General features: G+C 51.3%; 16 protein-coding genes. 1 reads left to right on the top strand and 15 read right to left on the bottom strand.

Going from position 1 to position 23,270, the window contains the following annotated elements:
• Window positions 1-160: 160 nt before the first annotated feature.
• The 4 genes from FJQ58_RS17595 to nfsA all read right to left on the bottom strand — a co-directional run bounded on the left by FJQ58_RS17595 (window position 161) and on the right by nfsA (window position 4,730).
• Window positions 161-1,135, bottom strand: a complete 975-nt coding sequence (locus FJQ58_RS17595) for an aldo/keto reductase family protein (protein WP_139995764.1) — start codon at window positions 1,133-1,135, stop codon at window positions 161-163.
• 68 nt (window positions 1,136-1,203) lie between these two features.
• Window positions 1,204-2,571, bottom strand: a complete 1,368-nt coding sequence (locus FJQ58_RS17590; protein ID WP_139995762.1) for an LLM class flavin-dependent oxidoreductase — start codon at window positions 2,569-2,571, stop codon at window positions 1,204-1,206.
• Window positions 2,572-2,729: 158 nt separating this feature from the next.
• Complete coding sequence (locus FJQ58_RS17585; protein WP_139995760.1) at window positions 2,730-3,917, bottom strand: LLM class flavin-dependent oxidoreductase; 1,188 nt, start codon at window positions 3,915-3,917, stop codon at window positions 2,730-2,732.
• A 60-nt stretch (window positions 3,918-3,977) separates the two neighbouring features.
• A complete protein-coding gene (gene nfsA, locus FJQ58_RS17580) occupies window positions 3,978-4,730 on the bottom strand; it encodes an oxygen-insensitive NADPH nitroreductase (RefSeq protein WP_139995758.1) in 753 nt (250 codons plus the stop codon).
• A 294-nt stretch (window positions 4,731-5,024) separates the two neighbouring features.
• Here nfsA and FJQ58_RS17575 point away from each other — a divergent pair, with 294 nt between their 5' ends.
• A complete protein-coding gene (locus FJQ58_RS17575) occupies window positions 5,025-6,161 on the top strand; it encodes an NAD(P)-binding domain-containing protein (protein WP_238404155.1) in 1,137 nt (378 codons plus the stop codon).
• 161 nt (window positions 6,162-6,322) lie between these two features.
• Here the strand turns inward: FJQ58_RS17575 and FJQ58_RS17570 are convergent, their stop codons facing one another.
• From FJQ58_RS17570 to FJQ58_RS17525, 11 genes are all read right to left on the bottom strand, one after another.
• A complete protein-coding gene (locus FJQ58_RS17570) occupies window positions 6,323-7,708 on the bottom strand; it encodes an ABC transporter substrate-binding protein (protein ID WP_139995754.1) in 1,386 nt (461 codons plus the stop codon).
• Window positions 7,709-7,788: 80 nt separating this feature from the next.
• Window positions 7,789-9,111 (bottom strand): LLM class flavin-dependent oxidoreductase, encoded by a 1,323-nt coding sequence (locus FJQ58_RS17565; RefSeq protein ID WP_139995752.1) that lies wholly within the window; start codon window positions 9,109-9,111, stop codon window positions 7,789-7,791.
• 87 nt (window positions 9,112-9,198) lie between these two features.
• The gene (locus FJQ58_RS17560; RefSeq protein WP_162341544.1) at window positions 9,199-10,569 is read right to left on the bottom strand and encodes an ABC transporter substrate-binding protein; all 1,371 of its coding nucleotides are present in this window, start codon (window positions 10,567-10,569) and stop codon (window positions 9,199-9,201) included.
• Between the two features lie 508 nt (window positions 10,570-11,077).
• The gene (locus FJQ58_RS32365; RefSeq protein WP_162341542.1) at window positions 11,078-11,254 is read right to left on the bottom strand and encodes a hypothetical protein; all 177 of its coding nucleotides are present in this window, start codon (window positions 11,252-11,254) and stop codon (window positions 11,078-11,080) included.
• A 1,339-nt stretch (window positions 11,255-12,593) separates the two neighbouring features.
• Window positions 12,594-13,913 carry an LLM class flavin-dependent oxidoreductase gene (locus FJQ58_RS17555; RefSeq protein WP_139995748.1) on the bottom strand — a complete coding sequence of 440 codons (1,320 nt, stop codon included), beginning with the start codon at window positions 13,911-13,913 and terminating at the stop codon, window positions 12,594-12,596.
• A complete protein-coding gene (locus FJQ58_RS17550) occupies window positions 13,913-15,265 on the bottom strand; it encodes an LLM class flavin-dependent oxidoreductase (RefSeq protein ID WP_139995746.1) in 1,353 nt (450 codons plus the stop codon). Before FJQ58_RS17550 ends, FJQ58_RS17555 begins: the two co-directional genes overlap by 1 nt.
• A gap of 264 nt (window positions 15,266-15,529) precedes the next feature.
• Window positions 15,530-16,900, bottom strand: coding sequence for an ABC transporter substrate-binding protein (locus FJQ58_RS17545; RefSeq protein WP_139995744.1), 1,371 nt, complete (start codon window positions 16,898-16,900; stop codon window positions 15,530-15,532).
• 54 nt (window positions 16,901-16,954) lie between these two features.
• Window positions 16,955-17,929, bottom strand: a complete 975-nt coding sequence (locus FJQ58_RS17540; protein WP_139995742.1) for a carbohydrate ABC transporter permease — start codon at window positions 17,927-17,929, stop codon at window positions 16,955-16,957.
• 24 nt (window positions 17,930-17,953) lie between these two features.
• The gene (locus FJQ58_RS17535) at window positions 17,954-18,820 is read right to left on the bottom strand and encodes a carbohydrate ABC transporter permease (RefSeq protein WP_139995740.1); all 867 of its coding nucleotides are present in this window, start codon (window positions 18,818-18,820) and stop codon (window positions 17,954-17,956) included.
• A complete protein-coding gene (locus tag FJQ58_RS17530; RefSeq protein WP_139995738.1) occupies window positions 18,817-21,087 on the bottom strand; it encodes a DUF5696 domain-containing protein in 2,271 nt (756 codons plus the stop codon). Before FJQ58_RS17530 ends, FJQ58_RS17535 begins: the two co-directional genes overlap by 4 nt.
• Entirely contained in the window at window positions 21,084-23,255 is a 2,172-nt protein-coding gene (locus FJQ58_RS17525; protein ID WP_238404125.1) for a YIP1 family protein, read from the bottom strand. The genes FJQ58_RS17530 and FJQ58_RS17525 overlap by 4 nt, the downstream gene beginning before the upstream one ends.
• Window positions 23,256-23,270: the final 15 nt, after the last annotated feature.

Genomic DNA, 23,270 nt, shown 5'->3' with positions numbered 1-23,270 from the left:
TACGATATATCGTTAATTGGCAATTACTTGTTGCGGAAGAGGGCCCCTCATCACCTCTTAGAGCCCCTAGCTTACTGGCGCAGCCTGATTTTTCCCATGACAAAATCCAGTAAATAATCGTACTTTACTGGATTTTGTCGCAATATAAGTCCAGAATATATTAGAAATTCCCTCTTGAAGCAACGGGAGCCTGATCAATCACTTCCGCAATGCGCGCTAGCGTGCCCTCACCCAGCACGATGCCCGATGCCTTCACGTTTTCTTCCACCTGCTCCGGACGGCTTGCACCGACCAATGCGCTGGATACGTTAGGCTGCCGCAATATCCAAGCTAGCGACAGCTGGCCTACCGTAATTTCCAGCTCGGCTGCAATGGCTTTGAGCTTCTCGACCTTAGCTAGCTTCTCCTCTGTAATTTTGTTTTTAAAGTTCTCATGCTTAGCCGCACGCGATTCATCCGGCACTTGGCTGTTTGCCGAGTATTTGCCCGTTAGCAGCCCTTGGGCCAGCGGCGAGAATACCACTTGGCCAAAACCTTTCTTCAGGCCAAGCGGGATAATTTCCTTCTCGATGTAACGCTCGAACAAGTTATAGATCGGCTGGTTTACAACGATGCGATCCAGCAAATACTTGTCGGCAATGGCGAAAGCTTCCGAAATCTGCGCCGCCGTCCATTCGCTGACTCCTACGTAATGAACCTTGCCCTGGCGGACCAAATCCTCGAACGCCCGCAGCGTCTCCTCTAGCGGCGTCTCCGTATCGAAGCGGTGGCTATAAAATACGTCCACATACTCCAGTCCCAGACGCTTCAGGCTCGCATTCGCCGATTCGATCACATGCTTGCGGGACAAGCCGCGGTCGTTAGGCCCGTCGCCGATTTTGCCGAATACTTTCGTTGCAAGCACGTAGGATTCGCGCGGATAAGCGCGCAGGGTCTCGCCGACCACCTTCTCCGCTTCACCCTTTGCGTATACATTTGCGGTATCGAAGAAGTTCACGCCTAAATCATACGCAGCCTCAATGGATTTCACTGCATTTTCCCGCTCCACGTAGCCCCCGTAGGTTAACCAGCTCCCAAGGCTGATACTGCTGACCTTCAAGCCGCTTGCGCCCAGATTCCGATAGTTTACTGTCATTATAAAATCCTCCTTTTTTAGATCCGTTGCACGTATTGCCACCATCCTGCACCGTTTACTCGCAGTGCTTAACCGTTGTTTGCTTTCAGCTTCTCCTCGGCTTTGCCCAAAGCCCATATCGCTTTGTGGCTGTTCTCGGGCTTGTCGAGCCCAAGGTTCTCGCGAAGCGTCTTGCCTTCATAAGAGGTTCGGAACAAGCCGCGGTTTTGCAGCTCTGGAATGACCTTATCCACGAAGGTCTCAAAGCCGCTGTAATAAATGTGAGGCAAAATATTAAAGCCATCCGCCCCGCTGCCGCGAATCCAGCTCTCAATAAAATCAGCCGTCTGGATAACCGATCCGGTAAAGGACACATGCCCGTGACCCGCGGCGCTCCGGGCAAGGAACTGGCGGATCGTCATTTTGTCTCGCTTTGCCGCATCCACCACCACCTCTTGGCGGCTGGTGATGCCGCTTGTAATGGTGCCATAAGGCTTCGCCTTATCAATAGGGACCGGACTGTCGAGCGGATACTCCGACAGATCCACCGTGAAATAATTCGACAACCGCTTCAGCGACTGCTTCGTGTTCAGCAAGGCATTAAATTCATCCTCGATATCGCGGGCCTCCGCTTCCGTGTCGGCTACGATCGGACTGAGCCCCGGCATAATGAGGAGCTGGTCGGACGAGCGCCCGTACGTCGCCAGCCTTCCTTTTACATCCGCATAAAACTCCTTCGCCGCGCCCAGCGTTTGCTGCGCTGTAAAGATGACGTCCGCGTTTTTGGCCGCAAGCTCTTTGCCGCTCTCCGAGGACCCTGCCTGCACGAGTACGGGAAAACCCTGCGGCGGACGCGGAATATTGAGCGGGCCCTTCACCGAATGGTATTTGCCTTTAAAGTTAATCTCGTATACCTTGCTCGTATCCAGCGTCACTTCCGCTTCCCGGTCATAGATGAGCGCATCCTCTTCCCAGCTGTTCCAAAGCTGCTTCGTGACCTCGACGAATTCATCGGCGATCTCATAGCGCTTCGTGACCTCGGGATGCTCGGGCTTATTGAAGTTTTCCGCATCCGCCTGCGAGTGGCCAGTGACGATATTCCATGCGGCCCTCCCCTTGCTGATGTGATCGAGCGAAGCGAACTTCCGCGCTACATGGAAGGGATCATTGTACGTGGTGCTTACCGTTGCAATTAAACCCACATGCTTCGTCAGCGCAGCCAGCCCGGCGAGCAGCGTGAACGGCTCAAGCCGCCTGCCGAGGCCTGAGTAGTTATCCGCGGTAAACAAAGAATCGAACAGCCCTCTCTCGGCAATTCTGGCTATGCCGGCGTAATAATCCAGGTCCAAATCTTCTTTCGGGCTAGAAGCCGGGTGCTTCCATGCCGCTGCATGATGTCCCGCCCCCCGCAGAAACACGTTAAAATGCGCCTTCTTATCCTTTGTTTCCTCGCTCATTTTGTCAGCCCCTTTTTCTTTTCTGCCATAAAAAAAGGAGACTCGGCCTACGATAAAAAGCCAAATCTCCGGTCGTCCGGTCGGTTATCTGAGAACATTTCAGTTGTGTCCTTCACTTTAGCAATCTGCGATGCCTAACGTTGGTTTAGGAATTCTGCTTATACGGCGGCCGCCTGCTTCCGCTTCTGCCACTTCTCGCGGAAGACGGGAAGCAGCGCATGGCCGGATGCGGTCGCTTCCTCCAAGTTCGGATAGCCCGATAAAATAAAGGACGTAATGCCGATGTCCACGTACTCCAGCAGCCTGTCGGCTACCTGCTCCGGCGTCCCGACGAAGGCCATCGCTCCGCCTCCTCGCACTTGAGCGAGCCCCGCCCAAAAATTAGGCCCAATGACATAATCATTTGCTTCAGCCAGCTTCTTAAGCTCGTTTTGCCGCTGCTGCCCGGCCGAGAGATTGTAGAACACCTGGCCTTCGAGCCCCTGCTTGACTTGCGGCTCGATGCGGCTGACAATCAGCCTTGCGGCAGCCCAGGCTTCCTCTTCCGTTTCGCGGATGACGACCTGCGCGCGCAGGCCGTATCGGATGCTGCGGTCTATGCCCTCGGAATCAAGCAGATTCCTCCGGTGATGCTCAACCTCAGCGATCTGTTCCTTGATCCAATCCAGCGGCTCCGCCCACATCAGGTAGACATCGGCAATTTCTGCCGCTGTTTTTTTGGCGGCGGCAGAGCTGCCTCCAAAGTAGAATGGAGGATGCGGACGCTGCACTGGGGGCGGATAGCTTACGCCGCCTTCAAGCCGAAAATATTTTCCGTTATGGTCAAACGGTTCAATATGCTTAAAGGCATCATGCGCAGCGAGCAGTTGGTCGCCGCGCTCGGCAGCGGAGTTGATCCAGAGCTGCTTTACGACCTTGATGTATTCAAGCGTCCGCTCATAGCGCGCGTCCTTATCGAAGGCCAGCTCGTCTCCCATCGACAGCATATCGGCGGGCGAGCTTCCCGTTACGATATTGATTAACGCACGCCCGCCGGTCACCTCGTCCAGCGTTGCCCCGATGCGGGCGGCAAGAGCCGGAGCAATCAGCCCGGGACGCATCGCGACCAGCGGCTTGAATATTTTCGTATGGGCCGCAAGCGTTGCTCCTACGATCCAAGCATCCGAGCAATTGCCGCCGGTCGGAATAAGCGCGAACGTATAACCGGCCTCCTCCACCGCTTGGGCTACCTTGATTTGATAGGCAGTATCCACGACTCGCGCCGATTTCACGCCGACATACGGCCCGTCTCCCCTAGTTGGCATATACCAGCCAAACTCCGGTTCAATCTCATCTATCTTACTCATGCTTAAGTCTCCTCCTTGCGCTCGATGTGGGCAGCTTGGCTATCCGCGACGATTAGCGTATTACCTTAATCTAAAGCCCTGTCCGGTCAGAAAATCATGCAAATGTTCTCTCAGCCTGTTCGACTTGAACCTTCGCAGCATTTCGCGGGACCATTTGGTCTCCTGCTCCCCGCCTTTGCCTCCGCCCTTACGGGTGGCGTAATAGACACGCGTGGTCTCGTCATAAGCGTTTATTTCCTGCTCTAGACCATCCTTCTTGTATACCTCTTGGTGATAAATGGCAGCAAGCGGTAGGCGCGGCCGAATATCGGGCTCTTGATCGGGAATGCCGACACACATGCCGAATACCGGATAGACTAGCGGTGGCAGCTCCAGCAAATCGGTAACTCCCTGCGGGTTGTTGCGAATACCGCCGATGTAGACCATCCCGTAACCAAGGGACTCGGCCGCGATGGTCGCATTTTGAGCTGCCAGCGTTGCATCAATGGTCCCAAGAAGGAACAGCTCCACATTTTGCTGCAGCTCTACGTCCTCGTGCAGGTTGGTTGCGATATGAATCTTGTTCAAGTCCGCGCACCATACGAGAAATACCGGGCTTTCCACGATTTGCTGCTGGTTTCCCGCAAGCTCTGCGAACTTACGCTTCCGCTCCGGATCAGTTACCGCGATCACGCTGTAGGCTTGAATGTTGGAGGAGGTCGATGCGGCTTGGCCAGCTAGCAAAATTTGCTCCAGCTCCTGCTGTGGGATCGGTTCCGGCTTGTATTTCCGAATCGAGCGGTGCTTTTTCAACAACTCAATAACGTCATTCATGCGTTCATCCCTCTCATTTTTTACACAAAAAAACCGGAGACACAGTTAACTGTCGTCCCCGGTTGTCCGGTAGATTATTAATTCCTATTATTCCAAGAAACTTAGTGCGAAAATGTCACCAAAAATTTATCACGTATTCATTTTTTTGTCAATGCTTCTCCCGTTTTACTCGCGCCTCTTTATCCAGTTTGTTCTTTTTTTAAAATAAAAAGTATTGTAATCCTAATTATCCCTAGTATAATGCTCGGTATAAATCCAGAACTAAGAGGCTAGGAGGAGATACACTTGGTTGATATGATCATTATCGGCGCCGGCCCGTACGGCATTTCCCTCGCCGCACATGCTGCTGCGAGTGGGATTTCGTACGTTTTGCTCGGAAATCCGATGCATTTCTGGAGTGAACAAATGCCTCAAAATATGTTTATCCGAACGAATCCTAGGTACATCAGCTTCTCGGATAAAGATGATGCTTTCACTATCGAACGCTATTGCCGCGAGACTGGCACTCCGCAGCGTTCTCCGTTTCCCCGGCCGCATTTTGTTGATTACGCCTTCTGGTTTGCACGGCAAACAGGGGTGGTGTTTACGCGTCAGCTCGTCGACCAGGTTGATTCCATACCGGCAGGCTTCCGGGTTATGACGAACGAAGGCTATTGCTACGAAGCCAAACACGCCATCATCGCAACCGGTTTGCAGCATTACAGCTATATCCCCGAAGTACTGCGCGGACTTCCTCCCGAGCTTCTCTCCCATACGTTCGGCCATACGGATTTTAACCGTTTTGTAGGCAAGAAAGTAGCCGTCATCGGAAGTGGCCAAAGCGCATGGGAGGCCGCAGGACTGCTCCATATGGCTGGCAGCGAGACCGAGCTTCTCTTCAGGCGTGATGCGGTTCAGTTTGCCGGCGAGGACAATACGGCATCCGGCCAGCGGCTGCTCGATATCGCCGAGCAATTCTATTCCTTGCCGCTGGAGCGGAAGCAGGAGAGATGGCATGCGCCGCGCCAAAGCAGTGTCGCCCCGTTTCTGCGCCCCTATGTAGAAGGCAAGCTCCCCATCACCGGCGGAGCAGCCTTGGCGAGTGCCGAGGCGACTGACGGGGGCAAAGCGCTGCTAACGCTGGCAAACAAGCAAACGAGGCTCGTCGATCATGTCATTTCCGCTACCGGCTACCGAATCCATCTCGATCAGGTTCCCTTTCTGCCGGACAGCTTGCTCCAATCCATTCAAAGAGAAGCTGACGGTTTCCACGGCTTCCCTCTGCTTAATGCTCAATTCGAGAGCAGCATTCCCGGACTATATTTTGTCGGTCCGCTGGCCTCGCATACACACGGTCCCGCCTTCGGCTTTATTGCCGGGCTGCGCCAGGCCTGCCGCTCGATCATTCCCCATCTTGTTCATTCCATTAATCGGGAGCAAGCGACATCCTAGTCGGCTTGCTCTTTTTTTTCTGTGATGGTCCACTCGAATATGCAAGCATAAGGAGCTCTTGGCGTAGTGGCCTATGAGCATGCTTGGCATGGGTATAAAATTACACAGCACAAAGCAAAGGGGCCGCCTAAGCGCTGCACCTTTGCCTGAGCCTGCTTATCTTATTGGTCGCCGAGCGTCGTCCTTAACGTCTCGACGTCTTTGTTAATCGCATCCGTCGCCTTCCGGATCGCCGAATTCACATCAAGCCCGTTGATGGCCAAATCCTCAGCTGCTTCCGTAAGACGAGTCGTAATTTCAAGCTCATACGGATGGATATAGTGCTCCTGCAGCGGCTCGCCGATAAACACGTTTTGCACCGATTTGCCCTGAAGCACCGGAATGTCGAGGCCGTACTCCTTCTCCAGCTCCGGATTAATCACGGCAGGCACTCGTCCGTTCCGAGCTAGAATCGTTTGTCCTTCATCGGATAAAATTTCAGCAATGACCTGAAACGCCTCATCCTTATGCTTGCTTTGGCTGTTGACGGAGAGGGAATGGATTTGAGCCTCTCTCGTTTTGCCGAGTTGGTCGCTAAAGTTCGGGGCTGGCGCGATGTCCCAGTTAAACTCGACGCCTTGCTGCCTCAGCTCCTCTAGCGGGCCGACCATATTCGCAAGCCACGTCACGCGCATGCCGATGACCTGATCCTTCATAAACTGGTCGCGTCCCCAGTTCCACGTGTTATCCGGCGTCACATAACCCGGAATTTCAAAAATCCGCTTGTTCAGCTCGAACACGCGCAGCCATTCCGGCGTATCCAGCGCCGCATTGCCGGTCTCGCGATCCACATACGAGAGCCCAAGGCCCTTGGAGAGGCCCGTTAGATTATCGACCGATAATCCAATATAATGCACGCCGTTTTCGGTGCGGGTCAGCTTGGCAGCGATCTCCAGCACTTCATCCCACGTCAGCTGCTTTTCGTCCGGGTACGGTACACCAAATTTATCAAAAATATCTTTGTTGTAATAGAGAACATGCTGATTGGCATTGAACGGGATCGCATAAATCTCACCGCCCTTGTCCTTCGTAATGTCCTTGATGTAATCATATAAAATCGGCTTAATCCGGCTTTCGTCAAAATTGTGGCGCTTGATCAGCTCCCGCAAATCCTCATAGGCTCCTGTACGGATGATCCGTTGATGGGAGGAAGAAGAGGAATAAATGATGTCCGGCACATGCGTGGACAGCACCTCCTCGTTCGTCGTAGTGGCCGCAGGCGTAATCCGCTCAATCGTCACATTCGGGTATTTTTTCTTAATGGGATCGGCGATTAAGGTGTTGAACTCCACATCAGGGAAGGTGCCGCTCGTGCTAAAAAAGGTTAACGTCAGCGGCTCGTCCCCAAGCTTCTTGAAATCCGCCTGCTGCGTTTCCGCAGGTTGATCGGTTGACGTATTCTGCGTGCTGTCTCCGCTCGTATTCGCCGGAGCATTGCTTTTGCCCGCGCATGCCGTCACCATGGTAAGCAAGACTATTATAATGAGGCCAAAAGTAAATTTCTTCATATTCGGTTTCTCTCCCCTTCGTATGCTGCTGCTTCGATTTATCTAGCTTTAATGTCTAGCCTATCCAGCTGTTTGATGTGTCAAAATACGGCCTTGCTCTCGTATCGTTTATTTTTCGGCCGCTTCAAACCTAGGTTTTCACGCAGCGTCGCTCCCTCATATTCCGTGCGGAACAACCCGCGGTTTTGCAGCTCCGGGATGACCTGATCGACAAAGGCCGCAAGGCCGCTCGGATAAATTTGGGGCATGACATTGAAGCCATCCGCCGCCCCGTTCAGAAACCAGGTCTCGATCACATCGGCCAGTTGAAGGGGCGTTCCCGTAAATGTAAAATGCCCTCTTGCTCCCGCCAAACGGTTAATGAGCTGCTTCAGCGTCAAATGCTCATGGCGAACGAGATCAAGGATCAGCTGATGACGGCTTTTGTTTCCGTTTACCTCGTTGGTTTCCCGAACGCCTGCAAGGGAAAGCGGCTGATCCAGCGGATAATCAGATAAATCGATGCCAAGGCGCTCGGATAATCGCCGGATCGCTCCGTCATGGTTCACATACTCGAACAGCTCGTTTTCAATTTCGCGCGCTTGCTCTGCCGTATCGGCAAGAATCGGGCTAATCCCCGGCAAAATCTTCAGTTCAGCAGCTGTTCTGCCATACTTCGGTAGCCTGCTTTTGACATCCGAATAAAAGGCTTGTGCGCTTTCTATGCTCTGATGGGCGGTAAAAATAACCTCCGCCACCTTTGCGGCGAATTCTTTACCGCTCTCCGAGGAGCCCGCTTGCACCAGCACCGGATAGCCTTGCGGGGGACGCGCAATATTGAGCGGGCCTTTCACCGAATAATATTTGCCTTTGTGGTCGATCGTATGGACTTTGTCCTTCAGCACAAGAGTGCCCGTTTCCTTGTCATTAAGAACCGCCCCGTCCTCCCAGCTGTCCCACAGCTGCTTGGCGACCTCGACGAACTCATCCGCCTCTTCATAGCGCAAAGCATGGTCCGGATGCTCCTCCCTGCCGAAGTTATGGGCAGCCGATCCGGCGCCTGTTACAATGTTCCAGCCCGCCCGCCCTTTGCTAATATGATCAAGAGAAGCGAATTTGCGCGCAACATGAAACGGCTCGTTATACGTTGTGCCTACGGTCGCGATCAATCCGATATGCTTCGTTCTACTGGCAAGTGCAGCGAGTTCCGTGAAGGGCTCCAGCTTGTTGGACCGTCCCGAATAGCCATCCGCCAAGAAGACGGAGTCCATTAGGCCGCGTTCTGCCGTCTGTACGATTTGCAGCACGTGCCGAAAATCGAGATTACGGTCCGGCTGGGCCTCTGGCAGCCGCCAAGACGCTTCGTGATGGCCGGTCCCGAACAAAAAAGCATTAAGGTTAAGCCTGCGCTGAGCTTGACTCATTTTCATTCCCCTTTTCTGAAGCTTGATATTAAATCCATTGCTTGGCTTCTGCTCAATCGTTTGCTTACTATCAGTTGTTAGATCTAATCACTCGCCAATCGTCGTTTTTAGCGTCTCAACATCCTTATTGATCGCATCAGTCGCTTTACGGATAGCCGAATTAACGTCAAGCCCATGGATGGCAAGATCCTCCGCCGCCTCAGTCAAACGTATGGTAATACTGGATTCGTAGGGATGGATGTAATGCTCTTGGATCGGCTCGCCAATGAATACATTTTGAACGGTTTTGCCTTGCAGCACAGGAATTTCAGCGCCGTAGTCCTTCTCCAGCTCCGGATTAATGATCGACGGCACGCGGCCGTTTTTCGCAATAATTCGCTGTCCCTCATCCGATAAAATTTCGGCGATAACCTGAAACGCTTCATCCTGATGCGGGCTTTGGCTGTTGATCGCGATGGAGTGAATTTGCGCTTCTCTCGTATGGCCCAGACGGTCGCTGAAGTTCGGAGCCGGGGCGATATCCCAGTTAAACTCCACCCCCTGCTGGCGAAGCTCCTCAAGCGGTCCAACCATATTGGCCAGCCAAGATACCCGAATGGCTATATTCTGATCCTTCATAAAATGGTCCCGCGTCCAGTTCCATGTGCCGTCCGGCGTCACGTAACCCGGTATTTCTAAAATTTTCTTCTGCAGCTCGAACACGCGCAGCCATTCCGGAGTATCGAGCGCTGCCTGGCCAGTCTCGCGGTCAAGATAAGGAATGCCCAGCGACTTGGATAGGCCTGTTAAATTATCAACGACGAGCCCGATATAATTCACGCCGTTCTCGGTTCTTGTCAGCTTCGTTCCGAGCTCGACCGCTTCATCCCAAGTCAACTGCTTCTCGGTGGGGTAAGGAACGCCAAACTTATCAAAAATATCCTTGTTATAATAAAGGACATGCTGGTTAATATTGAACGGCAAAGCGAGCACTGCGTCACCCTTGCCCTTCGTTATGTCCTTGATATAGTCATAGCCAATCGGCTTCAGACGGCTTTCGTCAAAATGATGCTTTTGAATCAGCTCTCTTAAATCCTGATATACACCCGTACGGATGACACGCTGCTGTACGCTGCCGAAGATGATGTCAGGCACATGTGTAGACAAGACCTCCTCTGGCGTCGTAGTCGCAGCCGGCGTAATGCGTTCAATCGTCACGTTCGGATATTTCGCATGAATGGGACCAGCGATCATCGCCTCGAACTCCACGTCGGTAAAGGTTGCTCCCGTCGAATAAAACGTCAGCTTCAGCGGCTCATCCCCAAGCTTCTTGAAATCCGCTTTCTCCGGCGAGCTGCTTTCTGTAGCAGACGTTTTTGTTGCGCCGTTCGTACTCGCTGGAGCGTTATTCCCTCCTCCGCAGGCGGTAACCAGCACAGCCATCGCTAATAAAGTAACAAAAGACCCTAACTTCCCCATCCTATACCCTCTCATTTCTATGATTTAATTTTTCCTTATACTAGATAAGCTCCAGCTAAGTCGAGAATGATAACGAACCCGGTTATCTACTTTCGTTTTCTGGTGTGCTTTTTTGAAAGAATGCGAATTAGATGGAATTTCTCCTGCTAAAATAGCGCTTTTCAATTGACGATTGAATTAGTGGGAAAATGTCCCGTTAATTTAGGCGTATCCCCCTTTTCCGGCATATTCTCAACTATTAGCGGGGCTAATTCCATCTAAATGCCCCTCGAGCCTAATATCCGTTAAATGAACGGGAGAAATTCCATCTAATCTACATGGAGAGAAAACTTTTGCATGAACGCTGAAATGATCTAACAGGAGTGACGTTTCGCTAACCAGACCAGTCCCTGCCGCTCATTTCGCTCCAAACTGCTTGATTTAGTTTTCTTTTTTTATACCTACCATTCAGAAAACTTACCTTTGCCGTCCGCCTGAAGCCACCTATCCGTTTAAAACTAATTGAGATCTAGATAAGCTGAACTAATAAATTACAGTTTCGGCGCTGCGCGAGCTGATCAACTTTACGATCGCGGTTGCAGCCGGATACCATGGAGGCAAAGGTAAGAATAAGGCTGTAATAACGAACACTTCGGTTCTCCACGCCGATCTTCTCGATTCGCTGGAACATTTTTATCAAGTTCAACCTATCCCTCTCCACATACCACCCGGTTACCGTTCAATTGGGGCCAACTAGCTCGGTTAGGTCTACTTTTTAGATCTATTTCATCCTAGTCGGCCAAATCCGATCCAGAAACCACCCGTTTACCGTCCAATTGGAGCCAACTAGCTCGGTTAGATCTACTTTTTAGATCTATTACTCTCTAGTCGGCCAAATCCGATAAAATAAGTCTATAATTTAGATCTATTTCACCAGAAACCACCCGTTTACCGTCCATTTGGAGCCAACTAGCTCGGTTAGGTCTACTTTTTAGATCTATTTCATCCTAGTCGGCCAAATCCGCTCCAGAAACCACCCGTTTACCGTCCAATTGGAGCCAACTAGCTCGGTTAGATCTACTTTTTAGATCTATTACTCTCTAGTCGGCCAAATCCGATAAAATAAGTCTATAATTTAGATCTATTTCACCAGAAACCACCCGTTTACCGTCCATTTGGAGCCAACTAGCTCGGTTAGGTCTACTTTTTAGATCTATTTCATCCTAGTCGGCCAAATCCGATCCAGAAACCACCCGTTTACCGTCCCATTGGAGCCAACTAGCTCGGTTAGATCTACTTTTTAGATCTATTACTCTCTAGTCGGCCAAATTCGATAAAATAAGTCTATAAATTAGATTTATTTCCCCAAAAATCATCGTTTTACCGTCCAATTGGAGCCAACTAGCTCGGTTAGATCTACTTTTTAGATCTATTACTCTCTAGTCGGCCATATCCGATAAAATAGGCCTATAATTTAGATCTATTTCGCCAGAAACCACCCGTTTACCGTCCAATTGGAGCCAACTAGCTCGGTTAGATCTACTTTTTAGATCTATTACTCTCTAGTCGGCCAAATCCGATAAAATAAGTCTATAATTTAGATCTATTTCACCAGAAACCACCCGTTTACCGTCCATTTGGAGCCACTCAGCTCGGTTAGGTCTACTTTTTAGATCTATTTCATCCTAGTCGGCCAAATTCGATAAAATAAATCTATAAATTAGATTTATTTCCCCAAAAACCACCCGTTTACCGTCCAATTGGAGCCATCTAGCTCGGTTAGGTCTACTTTTTAGATCTATTTCTCAAAAAGCAGCACTATTGCACACGTGTAGAACCTACCAGCTAAAGTTTAAACATACTTCGTGCATGGAGCGTGGCTGAGAGCCATAGCGGTTGAGAGTTACTTCTTTCACTCGCCGATTTCAAGGAAATTCATTCTGCAAATTAAATTTTCATCTTCCGCATCGCGAATTATCGGTCAATAAAATCAATTATTTAGATCTATTTCTTCCAAATCTATATCTCTACGACAAAAGCTCAAATTATATAGATTGCTGAAGGTGCCGCGTGTTCGCGGGTCTTCTTAGGCCCAGGCTCTCTCGCAAGGTTGCTCCTTCATACTCGGTACGGAATAGGCCGCGGTTTTGCAGCTCAGGTATGACCTTGTCGACAAAAATCTCAAGCCCCGTTGGAAAGAGCTGCGGCAAAACGTTGAAGCCGTCGGCGGCATGGTTCAGAAACCACTTCTCAATAAGATCCGCCGTTTGCAGCACCGAGCCTGTAAATGTGATGTGGCCGTGACCGCCATTGCTGCGATAAAGCAGCTGCCGTATCGTAAACCCTTCCCTGCGCGCCGCATCAAGAATGACCTCCTGCCGGCTGCGGATGCCGTTGAATTCCTCAGCAGGCTTTGCTTTGTCCAGCGGCACCGGCGCGTCCAGCGCGTAATCATTGAGATTGACCGTAAACCTCTCGGAGAGGCCATCCAGCGCCCGCTTCGTATCCACAAAGGAATGCAGCTCTTCCTCTAACTCCCTCGCCTCAGCCTCCGTATCTGCAACGATGGGCGCCAGTCCCGGCAAAATAACGAGCTCGTCAGCGCTTCTTCCGTATTTAGCCAGACGGCCTTTGACATCGCTGTAAAATTCACGGCCCGCGTCAAACGTTTGCTGCGCGGTAAAAATCACTTCCGCCGTCTTCGCCGCCAGCTCCTTCCCCTGTTCGGAGGAGCCCGCCTGCACGAGCACCGGGTAGCCCTGTGGCGGACGCGGAATGTTGAGGGGCCCCTTCACAACATAGGTATGGCCCTTAAAGTTGATCTCATGCACCTTGCTCGAATCCACTAGTTTGCCGGCTTTCTTATCGAAAATAAGCGCGTCATCCTCCCAGCTGTCCCACAGCTGCTTGACGACCTCGACGAACTCCTCGCCCGTCTCGTACCGCTCCGCATGCTCGGGATGTTCGTCCCGGCTAAAGTTGTGGGCAGCCGAGCCCGCCCCCGTCACAATGTTCCAGCCGGCCCGGCCTCCACTTATATGGTCCAATGAGGCGAACTGTCTCGCGACATGGAACGGGTCGTTATATACCGTGCCTACGGTTGCGATCAAACCGATATGTTCCGTGACTGACGCCAGCGCAGAGAGCAGTGTGAACGGCTCCAGCTTGCTGCCGCCTCCAGCGTAGCCGTCGGCAAGAAAGATCGAGTCCAGCTTGCCGCGCTCAGCAATTCTCGCTAGCTGGCCCAAGTAATCAATGTCCAGCTCCAGCTCAGGATGGGCATCCTCGTGCCGCCATGCTCCCGCGTGATGGCCAGTTGCCCTCAAAAATACATTTAAATGAACCTTGCGGTTTGCCTCACCCATTATAAATACACCTCTTTTTTCGAGTAGTTGAAGTCGTTGGAGTCATTGGAAATCCTCGCATTCTCCGGCCGCATAAGTCCCAGCTTGCCCCGAAGCGTCTGCTCTTCATAGGAGGTGCGGAACAAACCTCGGCTTTGCAGCTCTGGAATGACCTTGTATACGAAACGCTCCAGACCGCTCGGATAAATTTGCGGCATAAGGTTAAAGCCGTCGGCAGCCCCGCCGTGGAACCACCGTTCGATTTCATCCGCCAGCTGCAGCGGCGTACCCGTGAAGGTGAAATGCCCCCGCGCGCCAGCTAGACGGTTGATAAGCTCGCGTAGTGTTGGCTTCTCCCGTTCAATTAAATCCAGGATTAACTGGTGCCGGCTCTTCATGCCGCTAACTTGATCCGTCAGTAGAGCCCCATCTGCGGTTACCCGGTCGTCTAAGCCATGATTCGATAAATCGATGCCGAGGCGGATAGACAGCCGCTTGGTCGCCCCCTCATGATCGATTAACTGGAACAGCTCCTCCTCCATCTCCCGAGCTTCTGCCTCCGTATCCGCCAGAATCGGACTCAAGCCCGGCAGTACTTTCAGCTGATCTGCCGTGCGCCCGTATTTCGCCAAGCGAGCTTTCACATCCGCATAGAATGCTTGAGCTTCCTCGAACGTAAGCTGCGCGGTAAAAATAACCTCGGCCAGCTTAGCGGCAAAATCCTTACCAGTCTCCGAAGAGCCGGCTTGGACCAGCACCGGATGGCCCTGCGGCGGACGTGCAATGTTCAGCGGCCCTTGAACGGCATGGTGCTTGCCTGTAAAATCGATGGTGTGAACCTTGGCTTGATCGATCAGAATGCCGTTGATTTTGTCATTTCGGACCGCATCATCTTCCCAGCTATCCCACAGCCGCTTCACGACTTCTACAAACTCTTCTGCCGATTCATATCGCTCATGATGCTTGGGGTGCTGCACTCTGCTGAACTGTTCTGCCGCGGGACCTGCGCCCGTCACGATATTCCAGCCGGCCCGGCCTTTGCTGATATGGTCCAGAGATGCAAATTTACGGGCTACATGAAACGGCTCGTTATACGTCGTCTCCACCGTTGCAATCAGTCCGATGTGCCGAGTGGATGCTGCCAGCGCCGACAACAGCGTAAACGGTTCTAAGGAGCCCGAATGTGCCCAATAGCCGTCTGCCAGAAACACAGAATCGAGCAAGCCCTTCTCCGCTATTTGTGTCAGCTTTACATAATGGTGAATGTCCACGCCGCACTCCGGGCTTGTATCGGCATGCCGCCACGATGCCTCATGATGACCCGATGCCGCCAAAAACGCGTTCAGATTAAGCTTTCGTTCCGATCCTCCCATAACGCTTCTCCCCCTAAAGCCTTATTGATCTACAATCAAGCCGCCGCCTTACGCCTTAGCAAAAAAAATAACCAGAGCTGCCCTAAGGCAATCTCCGGCTATCCGGTCGATAATATCCAAGTAAAAAGATGAAATTAGATGGTTTTATATCAGTGGAATGAATTTAACATCTTCGGAACATTCTGTCAATCCTTTTAAAACCGTGATTTTCTGCTCGTTCCACCAACCAATCGGCCAAGCAATGCCATTGCACAGATCGTTTTCCTACTGCCCAAGCGTCGTTTTCAGCGTCTCGACATCTTTATTAATTGCATCTGTCGCTTTGCGGATCGCCGAGTTCACATCAAGGCCATGAATCGCCAAATCCTCTGCCGCCTCGGTTAGCCGAATGCTGATCTCCGCTTCATACGGATGCTGATAGTGCTCTTGAATCGGCTCTCCAATAAACACGTTTTGCGTCGTTTTTCCTTGAAGCACCGGAATATCCGCACCATAATCCTTCTCCAGCTCCGGATTAATAATGGACGGCACGCGTCCATTTTTGGCTATAATGCGCTGGCCCTCATCGGACAGGATCTCGGCCAACACCTGAAAAGCCTCATCCTTGTGCTTGCTTTGGCTATTTATCGATATTGAATGAATCTGAGCTTCCCTTGTTTGGCCTAGCTGATCGTCAAAGTTCGGCACCGGAGCAATGTCCCAATTGAATTCCACGCCTTGCTGGCGCAGCTCCTCAAGCGGACCGACCATATTGGCCAACCAAGATGCACGCATCGCAATATTTTGATCCTTCATAAAATGATCGCGGGTCCAGTTCCACGTACCGTCCGGCGTAACATAACCCGGTATTTCAAATATCTTCTTCTGCAATTCGAATATTCGCAGCCATTCCGGATTGTCCAGCGCAGCTTGCCCCGTTTCCCTATCCACAAACGGCAGGCCGATGGACTTGTTCAAGCCTTGCAAATTATCGACCACAAGACCGATATAATTCACGCCATTGTCCGTTCTTGTCAGCTTGGTTCCAAGCTCAACCGCTTCATCCCAAGTGAGCTGCTTCTCAGTCGGATAAGGAACGCCGAATTTATCGAAAATATCCTTGTTGTAATAGAGCACATGCTGGTTAACGTTAAAGGGCAGCGCAAGAATAGCATCGCCTTTGCCCTTGGTAACCTCCTTGATGTAATTGTATGCGATTGGCTTAAGCCGGCTTTCATCGAAGCTGTGGCGTTTAATCAGCTCTCTTAAATCCTCGAAGGCGCCGGTACGGACAAGCCGCTGCGACACGCTGGTAAATAGAATGTCAGGTACATGCGTGGACAGCACCTCTTCAGGCGTTGTCGTTGCAGCTGGCGATATGCGTTCGATTTTGACGTTTGGATATTTGGCGCGAATCGGGCCGGCGATCATCGTTTCGAATTCCACATCGGTAAACGTGGGACCGCTGCTGTAGAAGGTTAACGTTAACGGCTCATCACCCAGCTTCTTGAATGCCGGAGCTGCCTCTGCATCGCCGCCTTTCGTTGGCTCATTCGTAATCGCCGCTTGATTGGAAGGCGCTTGGTTACCGCCCGCACAAGCGGTGACTAATCCCATCATCAACAATGCCACAAAGCCGGAAGCCAATCTCTTCATCGTAACCCCTCACTTTTCCCTAAAAGTATACTTGCCATTCATGATACATTCCTCTTATTCCACCAGTCCAGTCCGCTCCACCCCTTCGATAAACCAGCGCTGAGCGAATAAATAGACAACGAGCAGCGGCATGATAATCAGGAAGGACGCAGCCATTTTGATCGCTTCCGCATACACCGTTATTTCTCCCGCTCCCTCGGCGAGCTTCATTTCACCAGCCATTCTGGCAAGCGTAATCGACAGGGGAACGTTCTCTGCGGTGAACATAAACAGCGACGGGAAGTAGAAGTCATTCCAGTTCCAGACAAACGAGAACAAGACCACCACTACCGTTGCCGATCTTGAGATCGGGAACATGACGCGGAAAAACATGCGGAACGGTCCCGCTCCGTCCATTCTCGCAGCCTCGTCCAGCTCCTTGGGAAGCGTCGAGTAGAAGGCCCGATAAATAATAACGAACATCGCCCCCTTTAATCCATGCCCGAATAGAGCAGGCACCACCATCGGCAAAAAGGTATTGAGCCAGCCAAACTCCTTAAACAGCATGATCGACGGTAAAATCGTAATTTGCGGCGGCATAATGAAGGTGAACAGAAGCAGCGCGCCCCATACTTTCTTGAAGGGGAAATCCAGCCGCGCGAAGGCATAACCTGCAATCGCACAGGAGAATACCTGCAGCACCGCAACCGAGGACGCGAGCGAGACGCTGATCAGAAAGCTTTTGCCATAGTTCAGCATTTCGCTTGCATGCTGGAGATGCCCGAGAAAGATCGTTCTCGGCACCCAGATCACGGTGGGGTCCAGAATGTTTTGCGCATCCTTCACCATCGTCGTGACCATGTACAGGATCGGCTTAATATAAATAAATGCAACGTTAATCAAGATGACATAAACAAACAGCTTAAAGAGCAAACCCTTGTCGATTTCAGCACCAAGAAGCCGATATCTGACGGCATCCAGCCCACGGCGCAGCTTATCGTCCGAATAGAACCTTGCCACGGTTTTGTTGCCTCTTTTTACTATTTTCACAGTCGTTTCACCTCACCTTCCTAGTTATCGTTTTCCTGACAGTGATTTGTCGACCCGGCTGTAAATAAACAAGGTCAACAGCACGAACGCGAGAATGATCGTAAAATAAATCCATGCAAGCGCACTGGAGCTGCCGTAATTGCTTGTGTTCACTCGGCTCACGATCGGGTTGGAAGGGAACGTGAACAAATCAACCACCGTGTACATCAGATTCAGGAAGATATACGGAACGAGACCCGGAAGCGTAATCTTCCAGAAGGTATTCCACGGGCCTGAGCCGTCAATGCGTGAAGCCTCGTATACCGATGCTGGCAGCGTCTGCCTTCCCGCGAGGAAAATTAGAATCTGGACGCCCGAGTACCATAACACGAGCACAAACGAGCTCATGACCTTTTCGATCGGAGCCGCCCATGCGCCCGGCACATATTCCTGCAAATAATAATCGATTTGGAGCGTTTCCATGATGCTGAGCGAGCCTTCCCCCTGCGCAATAAACTCCTGCACGATTTGGCCAGAGGAGAAAATGACCGGAAGGAAGAAGATTACCCGGAACAGCGTTCGGCCCGGAAACTTCAAATTAAGCAATATCGCCACTAACAGCGAGAAGACAAGAATGATTGGAATCATCATCGCCGACTCCCTCAGAAACGGAAAAAGCTCCTCATAGAGCAGGCTTCCGTTCGCAATCAGGATCTCCCGGTAATGGTTCAATCCGATAAACGTGTAATTGACGCTGCTCACCGTAATTTTCACCTGATGAAAGCTCATATACAGCGAATATCCCAGCGGGAAGGCGACAAATACAAGAAAGCCAAACACCCATGGCGCTATAAACAACGAGCCTTCCAGCTTCCTCAGCGTCGCATTCTCCAGCTTTCGGCTAAATTTCATGGCTCAGTTCCCCCTCTAATGACCGCAAAGTCTTTTGCCGGAACGAATACGCCATTATGGTTATAATCCGATTCATTATAATTGACAATAATCCGCTTGCCGCTGCTGTACGCCGTTTCTTTCACTTTCGGGGCAAGCGTGCGGTGTTCCGTAATAAACTCGCTTTGCACATCTGCCAGCGCTTCATTCGTTTTCGCATATTCGGCGCCGATCCGATCGATCCAATCCTTATAATTCAGGCTGTAATACCATAAGGAATACGATTTTTTCAAATCATCCGCAGCGTCGCCGCTGAGCACGTAAGCCGGGTACGCGCCATATTCGATGCTCCGCAAAAACTCATCCTCGAATTCATCGCGTACATTTGACCATTCGAGCGTATAGGTGCGCAAGCCGTGAAGCACAATCTGGGCGAAAGGAATTTCTTCGCTTATAAATACGTCGTACGAATAATCGTCCGATAGCCGGTGAACGTGATCGATTTGACCGAGCGCGTAAAAGTTGACGTTATTCGCCGCAAGCGAACCAATCGCTTCCTTGCTCTTCTCCAGAATGCTGCTCTGAACCGCAACAACATCCGCTCGGCTGGCCTTGTAACGGCTGTTGAAATCCGTATTCACCTGCTGGCCGATGCCATCCTCGTAATAGATACCGTCCGCGCCGAGGCTCTTGTAATCCTTCAGGTCTCCTGCCACAACCTTCTCGTAAAATTTGGGACTGACAAACACAGCGGCATCCTGATCCTCATTGTTCTGCTCCTCAAGCACCGTTCCCGCCAAATTGCGCAAGCCGTCGCGCCGCCACCAGAAGCGGTCATCCCCGTTCGTATTCAGCGTGTAGTTTGCCGTGAGATACACAGGAATTTCAAGCGTGTGGGCAAAAGCAATAAAGCTTCTCATCCCATCGTTCCCGCCAAGCCGCTTATCGACAGGAAAGTAGCCGCCATGCGTGCTGTAGCCATCCTGCTGCCAGCCGGAGTAATGGACTTGCATATTGTGAATGCCGAGCCCATAAATACGGTTCACAAGCTCTATCGCCTCCGAAGTCGTCGTCGCTTTCAGATACGAATCGGCAAAAAGCCCCTTCTCGATGTCTGCCCCGACAATATCGACATACAGCGGAATATCCTTCTTCGGTTCCGCCAGCGGCTTCACGCCCTGCTCCTGAATTAAATAATTCCGGTATACCTCAGCCATTCCCGCATAATCGCTTTTCTCCGGCGCGAGCGGGTAATATCGGGTAGCTCTCGCTTCTGCAGCAAATTTCTCGCCGCTGTAGGTATAGAAGCCTTCCCCGGTGCTTTTGCTGACGCTTTGGAAAAACCGCTTGCGGTATTGCCATTCCGTCGTCGCCCAGTTCGAGCGGCCTACCGCCCCGGAAGGCGCCGCGTATACGTTCGCGAAAGCCTCTCCCTGCGAGATGACCGCAACAAACGCTTGGTCTCCCGACTTGATGCCGTAAACTGGCATGGCGATTCTTTGCCTTCCCGTATTCTCGTTATAATAAGATAGGTCCTGACCATACACGCTCTCGTTATAGGTGAGCTGCTGCATGATGCGGTTCTCCTTGAAATGAATGAGAGAGCCTGACCCGTCCGGCAATAGTATATAACCCTCCTGCCCAGTTGATGGCTGGGCGCCAAATAATGGATACAGTTTAATGTTGAGCAGGCTTAAAGCGCCTTCCACGATTTCCGAATCGATAATTTTCGTCTCCACGTAGTCGCCTTGCAGGCTAACCTCAACCGGAATTTTGAACTGCACCTTAGGCAACACAAAGGTCACCTTAAAACCATTTTCGGTCGCCTGAAAGTTGTCTAAATAGCCTTGGTTCTCGATTAAGCCCGCCGTAACCGACGACGATTTATAGTTTTTGGCATTAACGTATTCCACCATAACGGGCGATGACAGATTGTTTTTCCAGGTGGCGGGCACGGTCTCGTCCTGCCAGTATTGCGGATCGGGATATGAACGCCAAATGTTACCCGTCGCCTTGTGTATCACCTGAAAATGACCGGATGCCTTATTCGCAAGCAGCTGTAACGTAGCCGATTCTCCAACGGCCTCAAATCCGTCCTCCACCGGAAGCCCTGCTTGGTAAGGGGCTGCTCCTTTGGCTTCAAACAGCCCCGCTTCAAGGGAGACAACCTCCGCCTGATGATTCCAAAGGCCTGCAGCTACAAGAGCCACGTAGCCGATGCCTACCAGCAAGACGGCGATGAACGCCAGCTTCGTTATGAGCTTAAAGTTAAGTTTGCGGGCCGTCATCGGATGATTACCTCCTGGTACAAGGAATTAATAAAATTCACTAATTCGATGCTTAAGCTAATTAAAATAAAAATGAGGATCACTATAATAGCCAGCGCAAGCAGCGACAATACAATAATCAAAATCGCTTCGATAAACGTATAGTTGTGAATGCCCTGTACCATCCAGATTAAGAGCAGCACGACCCACAGGATGATAACCAGCTTCAGAAAATTAAAAATAGCCAGCTCATTCAGCGTCAATACATTCGATAACAAAGTTATAGGTATTCCTATGAGAATAATCGGAAATAAGGCGTACGAGCTGCTGAAAAATACGTCCCTGAACCTTCCTTCACCCCGAAGCAAGGAGCTGATTAAATAATTGGATACGACCCAGCCGAGCCAGATGCCTACGAATTGAACGGTAATTGGAAGCAAATCAATGCCCACATGAACAGCCGGATTAAAAATAAAGCTGGTTCCCGCCTGCATATAGCCATAGGCTGCTGCTGCCAGAAGGAATAGAATTATGCTGCTGAGAAAACCGGCTTTGTTCTCATAACGAATCGCATAAAAGCCGTCTACCGGATGCTTGATCAAATAGAACACATGCTTCAGCTGCTCGGTCAGCAAGCGTTTCGGCCGCGACTTCGCGCGCAGCTTCAGGCTCCACTTCAGCTTTTTGGATAGCGCATTCCACAGCAGATAGGCAATCCCCAGGGCCAGCGCGATGTTCATGAGCAGTCCGAAATGGCTTTGAAACCATTTCAAACGGTTTTGCCAAAAGGAGTCCGAATAACCATTGACGACACCCGCTTGATAAAATAGCTTTTCCGCTCGCGCATAATCCTCTTTCTTGTAGGCTGCTTTGGCGAGTCCGATCAAAGCTGGCGTATATTGCGCATTCAAGCGATGGACCTCGGTCCACAAAGGCTCGCTTTGCTCGTATCTGCCTTCCTGCGTCAATTGATTGGCTTCATGGACTAATTGCCCAAACTCCGATAAGCGCAATACTTGGATTAAATTATTGACGCTGTCCAGTACGAGCAGCTCGCCCTTCGAATTGCTGGCAATGGCCGCAGGCGTCTTGACGACACCGGTTTTGGAGGTTGCCGTAATGACATCCCCGCCCCAGAAGAACAGCAGATTTCCATTCAAATCATATTGGCTGATAATATTCCACACCGCATCGATGACCGTAATATTGCCAGCGGCGTCCACGGTAATGTCATTTAGCTGCGGACGGATGCCCCGCTGCGAATAATGGAAAAATTCACCGTAGGACTTCACCGGCTGCAGCGCCGCAAATTCCCCTTTGCCCTTTAGCTGATCCAGCCCGGCGATGTTGAGCTTCTTGACCTGATCGGTTTGGATCTCCTTCGTAACGGTATAAATGAAGCCATTTTGGTCAATCGTCGAATTTGCAATAGCGCCGGGAAGCTTCCTCAGCTCCCGCTGGTACATTTCGCGCGTATAGACAAACCGTTTAAAGGCGTCGAACAAGGTAAACGGCACTTTGTTCGGTCCGAAGAAGCTGATGAAATCCCCTTCGGGGTCCAATTGTACCAAGCCTTGATAAGCGCCTAGCGTCGTGACATAAATGAAGCCGCGTTTGTCCACGATCAGATTTACCGGATCATACTTGAAGCCTGCCGGCAAATAGCTGGACTCGGGTCGACCGAATTCCTTCAACAGCTTGCCGGCAGCATCCAGCCGCACGACCCGGTTGTTGCCCGTATCCGCGACATAAATCTCGCCTGCCTGATCCACATACAAGCCGCTCGGCTTCTTGAGCGGGCTCTCGCTAACCTTGATTTCCCGGACAAAATCCCCCTTCTCGTCCAGATGAACAATCCGGTTATTGCCCGTGTCTGCAATATAAATGTGATCCTTCCCGTCCACAAAAATATCCTTAGGCTGATTTAACTGCAGCCGATTCGTTTCCTCAGTGCTGGCCGCTCGGCTTGCATCCGCATCCGCAGCAGCTAGCAAACCCGTCGTTCCCGTACCGAGAATGCCGGCAGGAATATACGCCGCTTGCGTCTTCACCAGCTGTCCGAAGCCGTCCTTGTAATAGGTTTCGTACGGTAACTGCGAGGCAGTCGCCTGCAAGCCGGGCCACGTTATGTAAATCGCCGCAATCAGGACCATGATGGCCGGACGAATCCGCAGCCTCCTGTTCTTCAAACGATTTCCCCCTCA

The sequence above is a fragment of the Paenibacillus paridis genome (genome assembly GCF_006345825.1).
Classification (GTDB): domain Bacteria; phylum Bacillota; class Bacilli; order Paenibacillales; family Paenibacillaceae; genus Pristimantibacillus; species Pristimantibacillus paridis.
The sequence above is the reverse complement of the archived record's forward strand: the minus strand, read 5'-3'. Positions and strand labels throughout refer to the sequence as shown.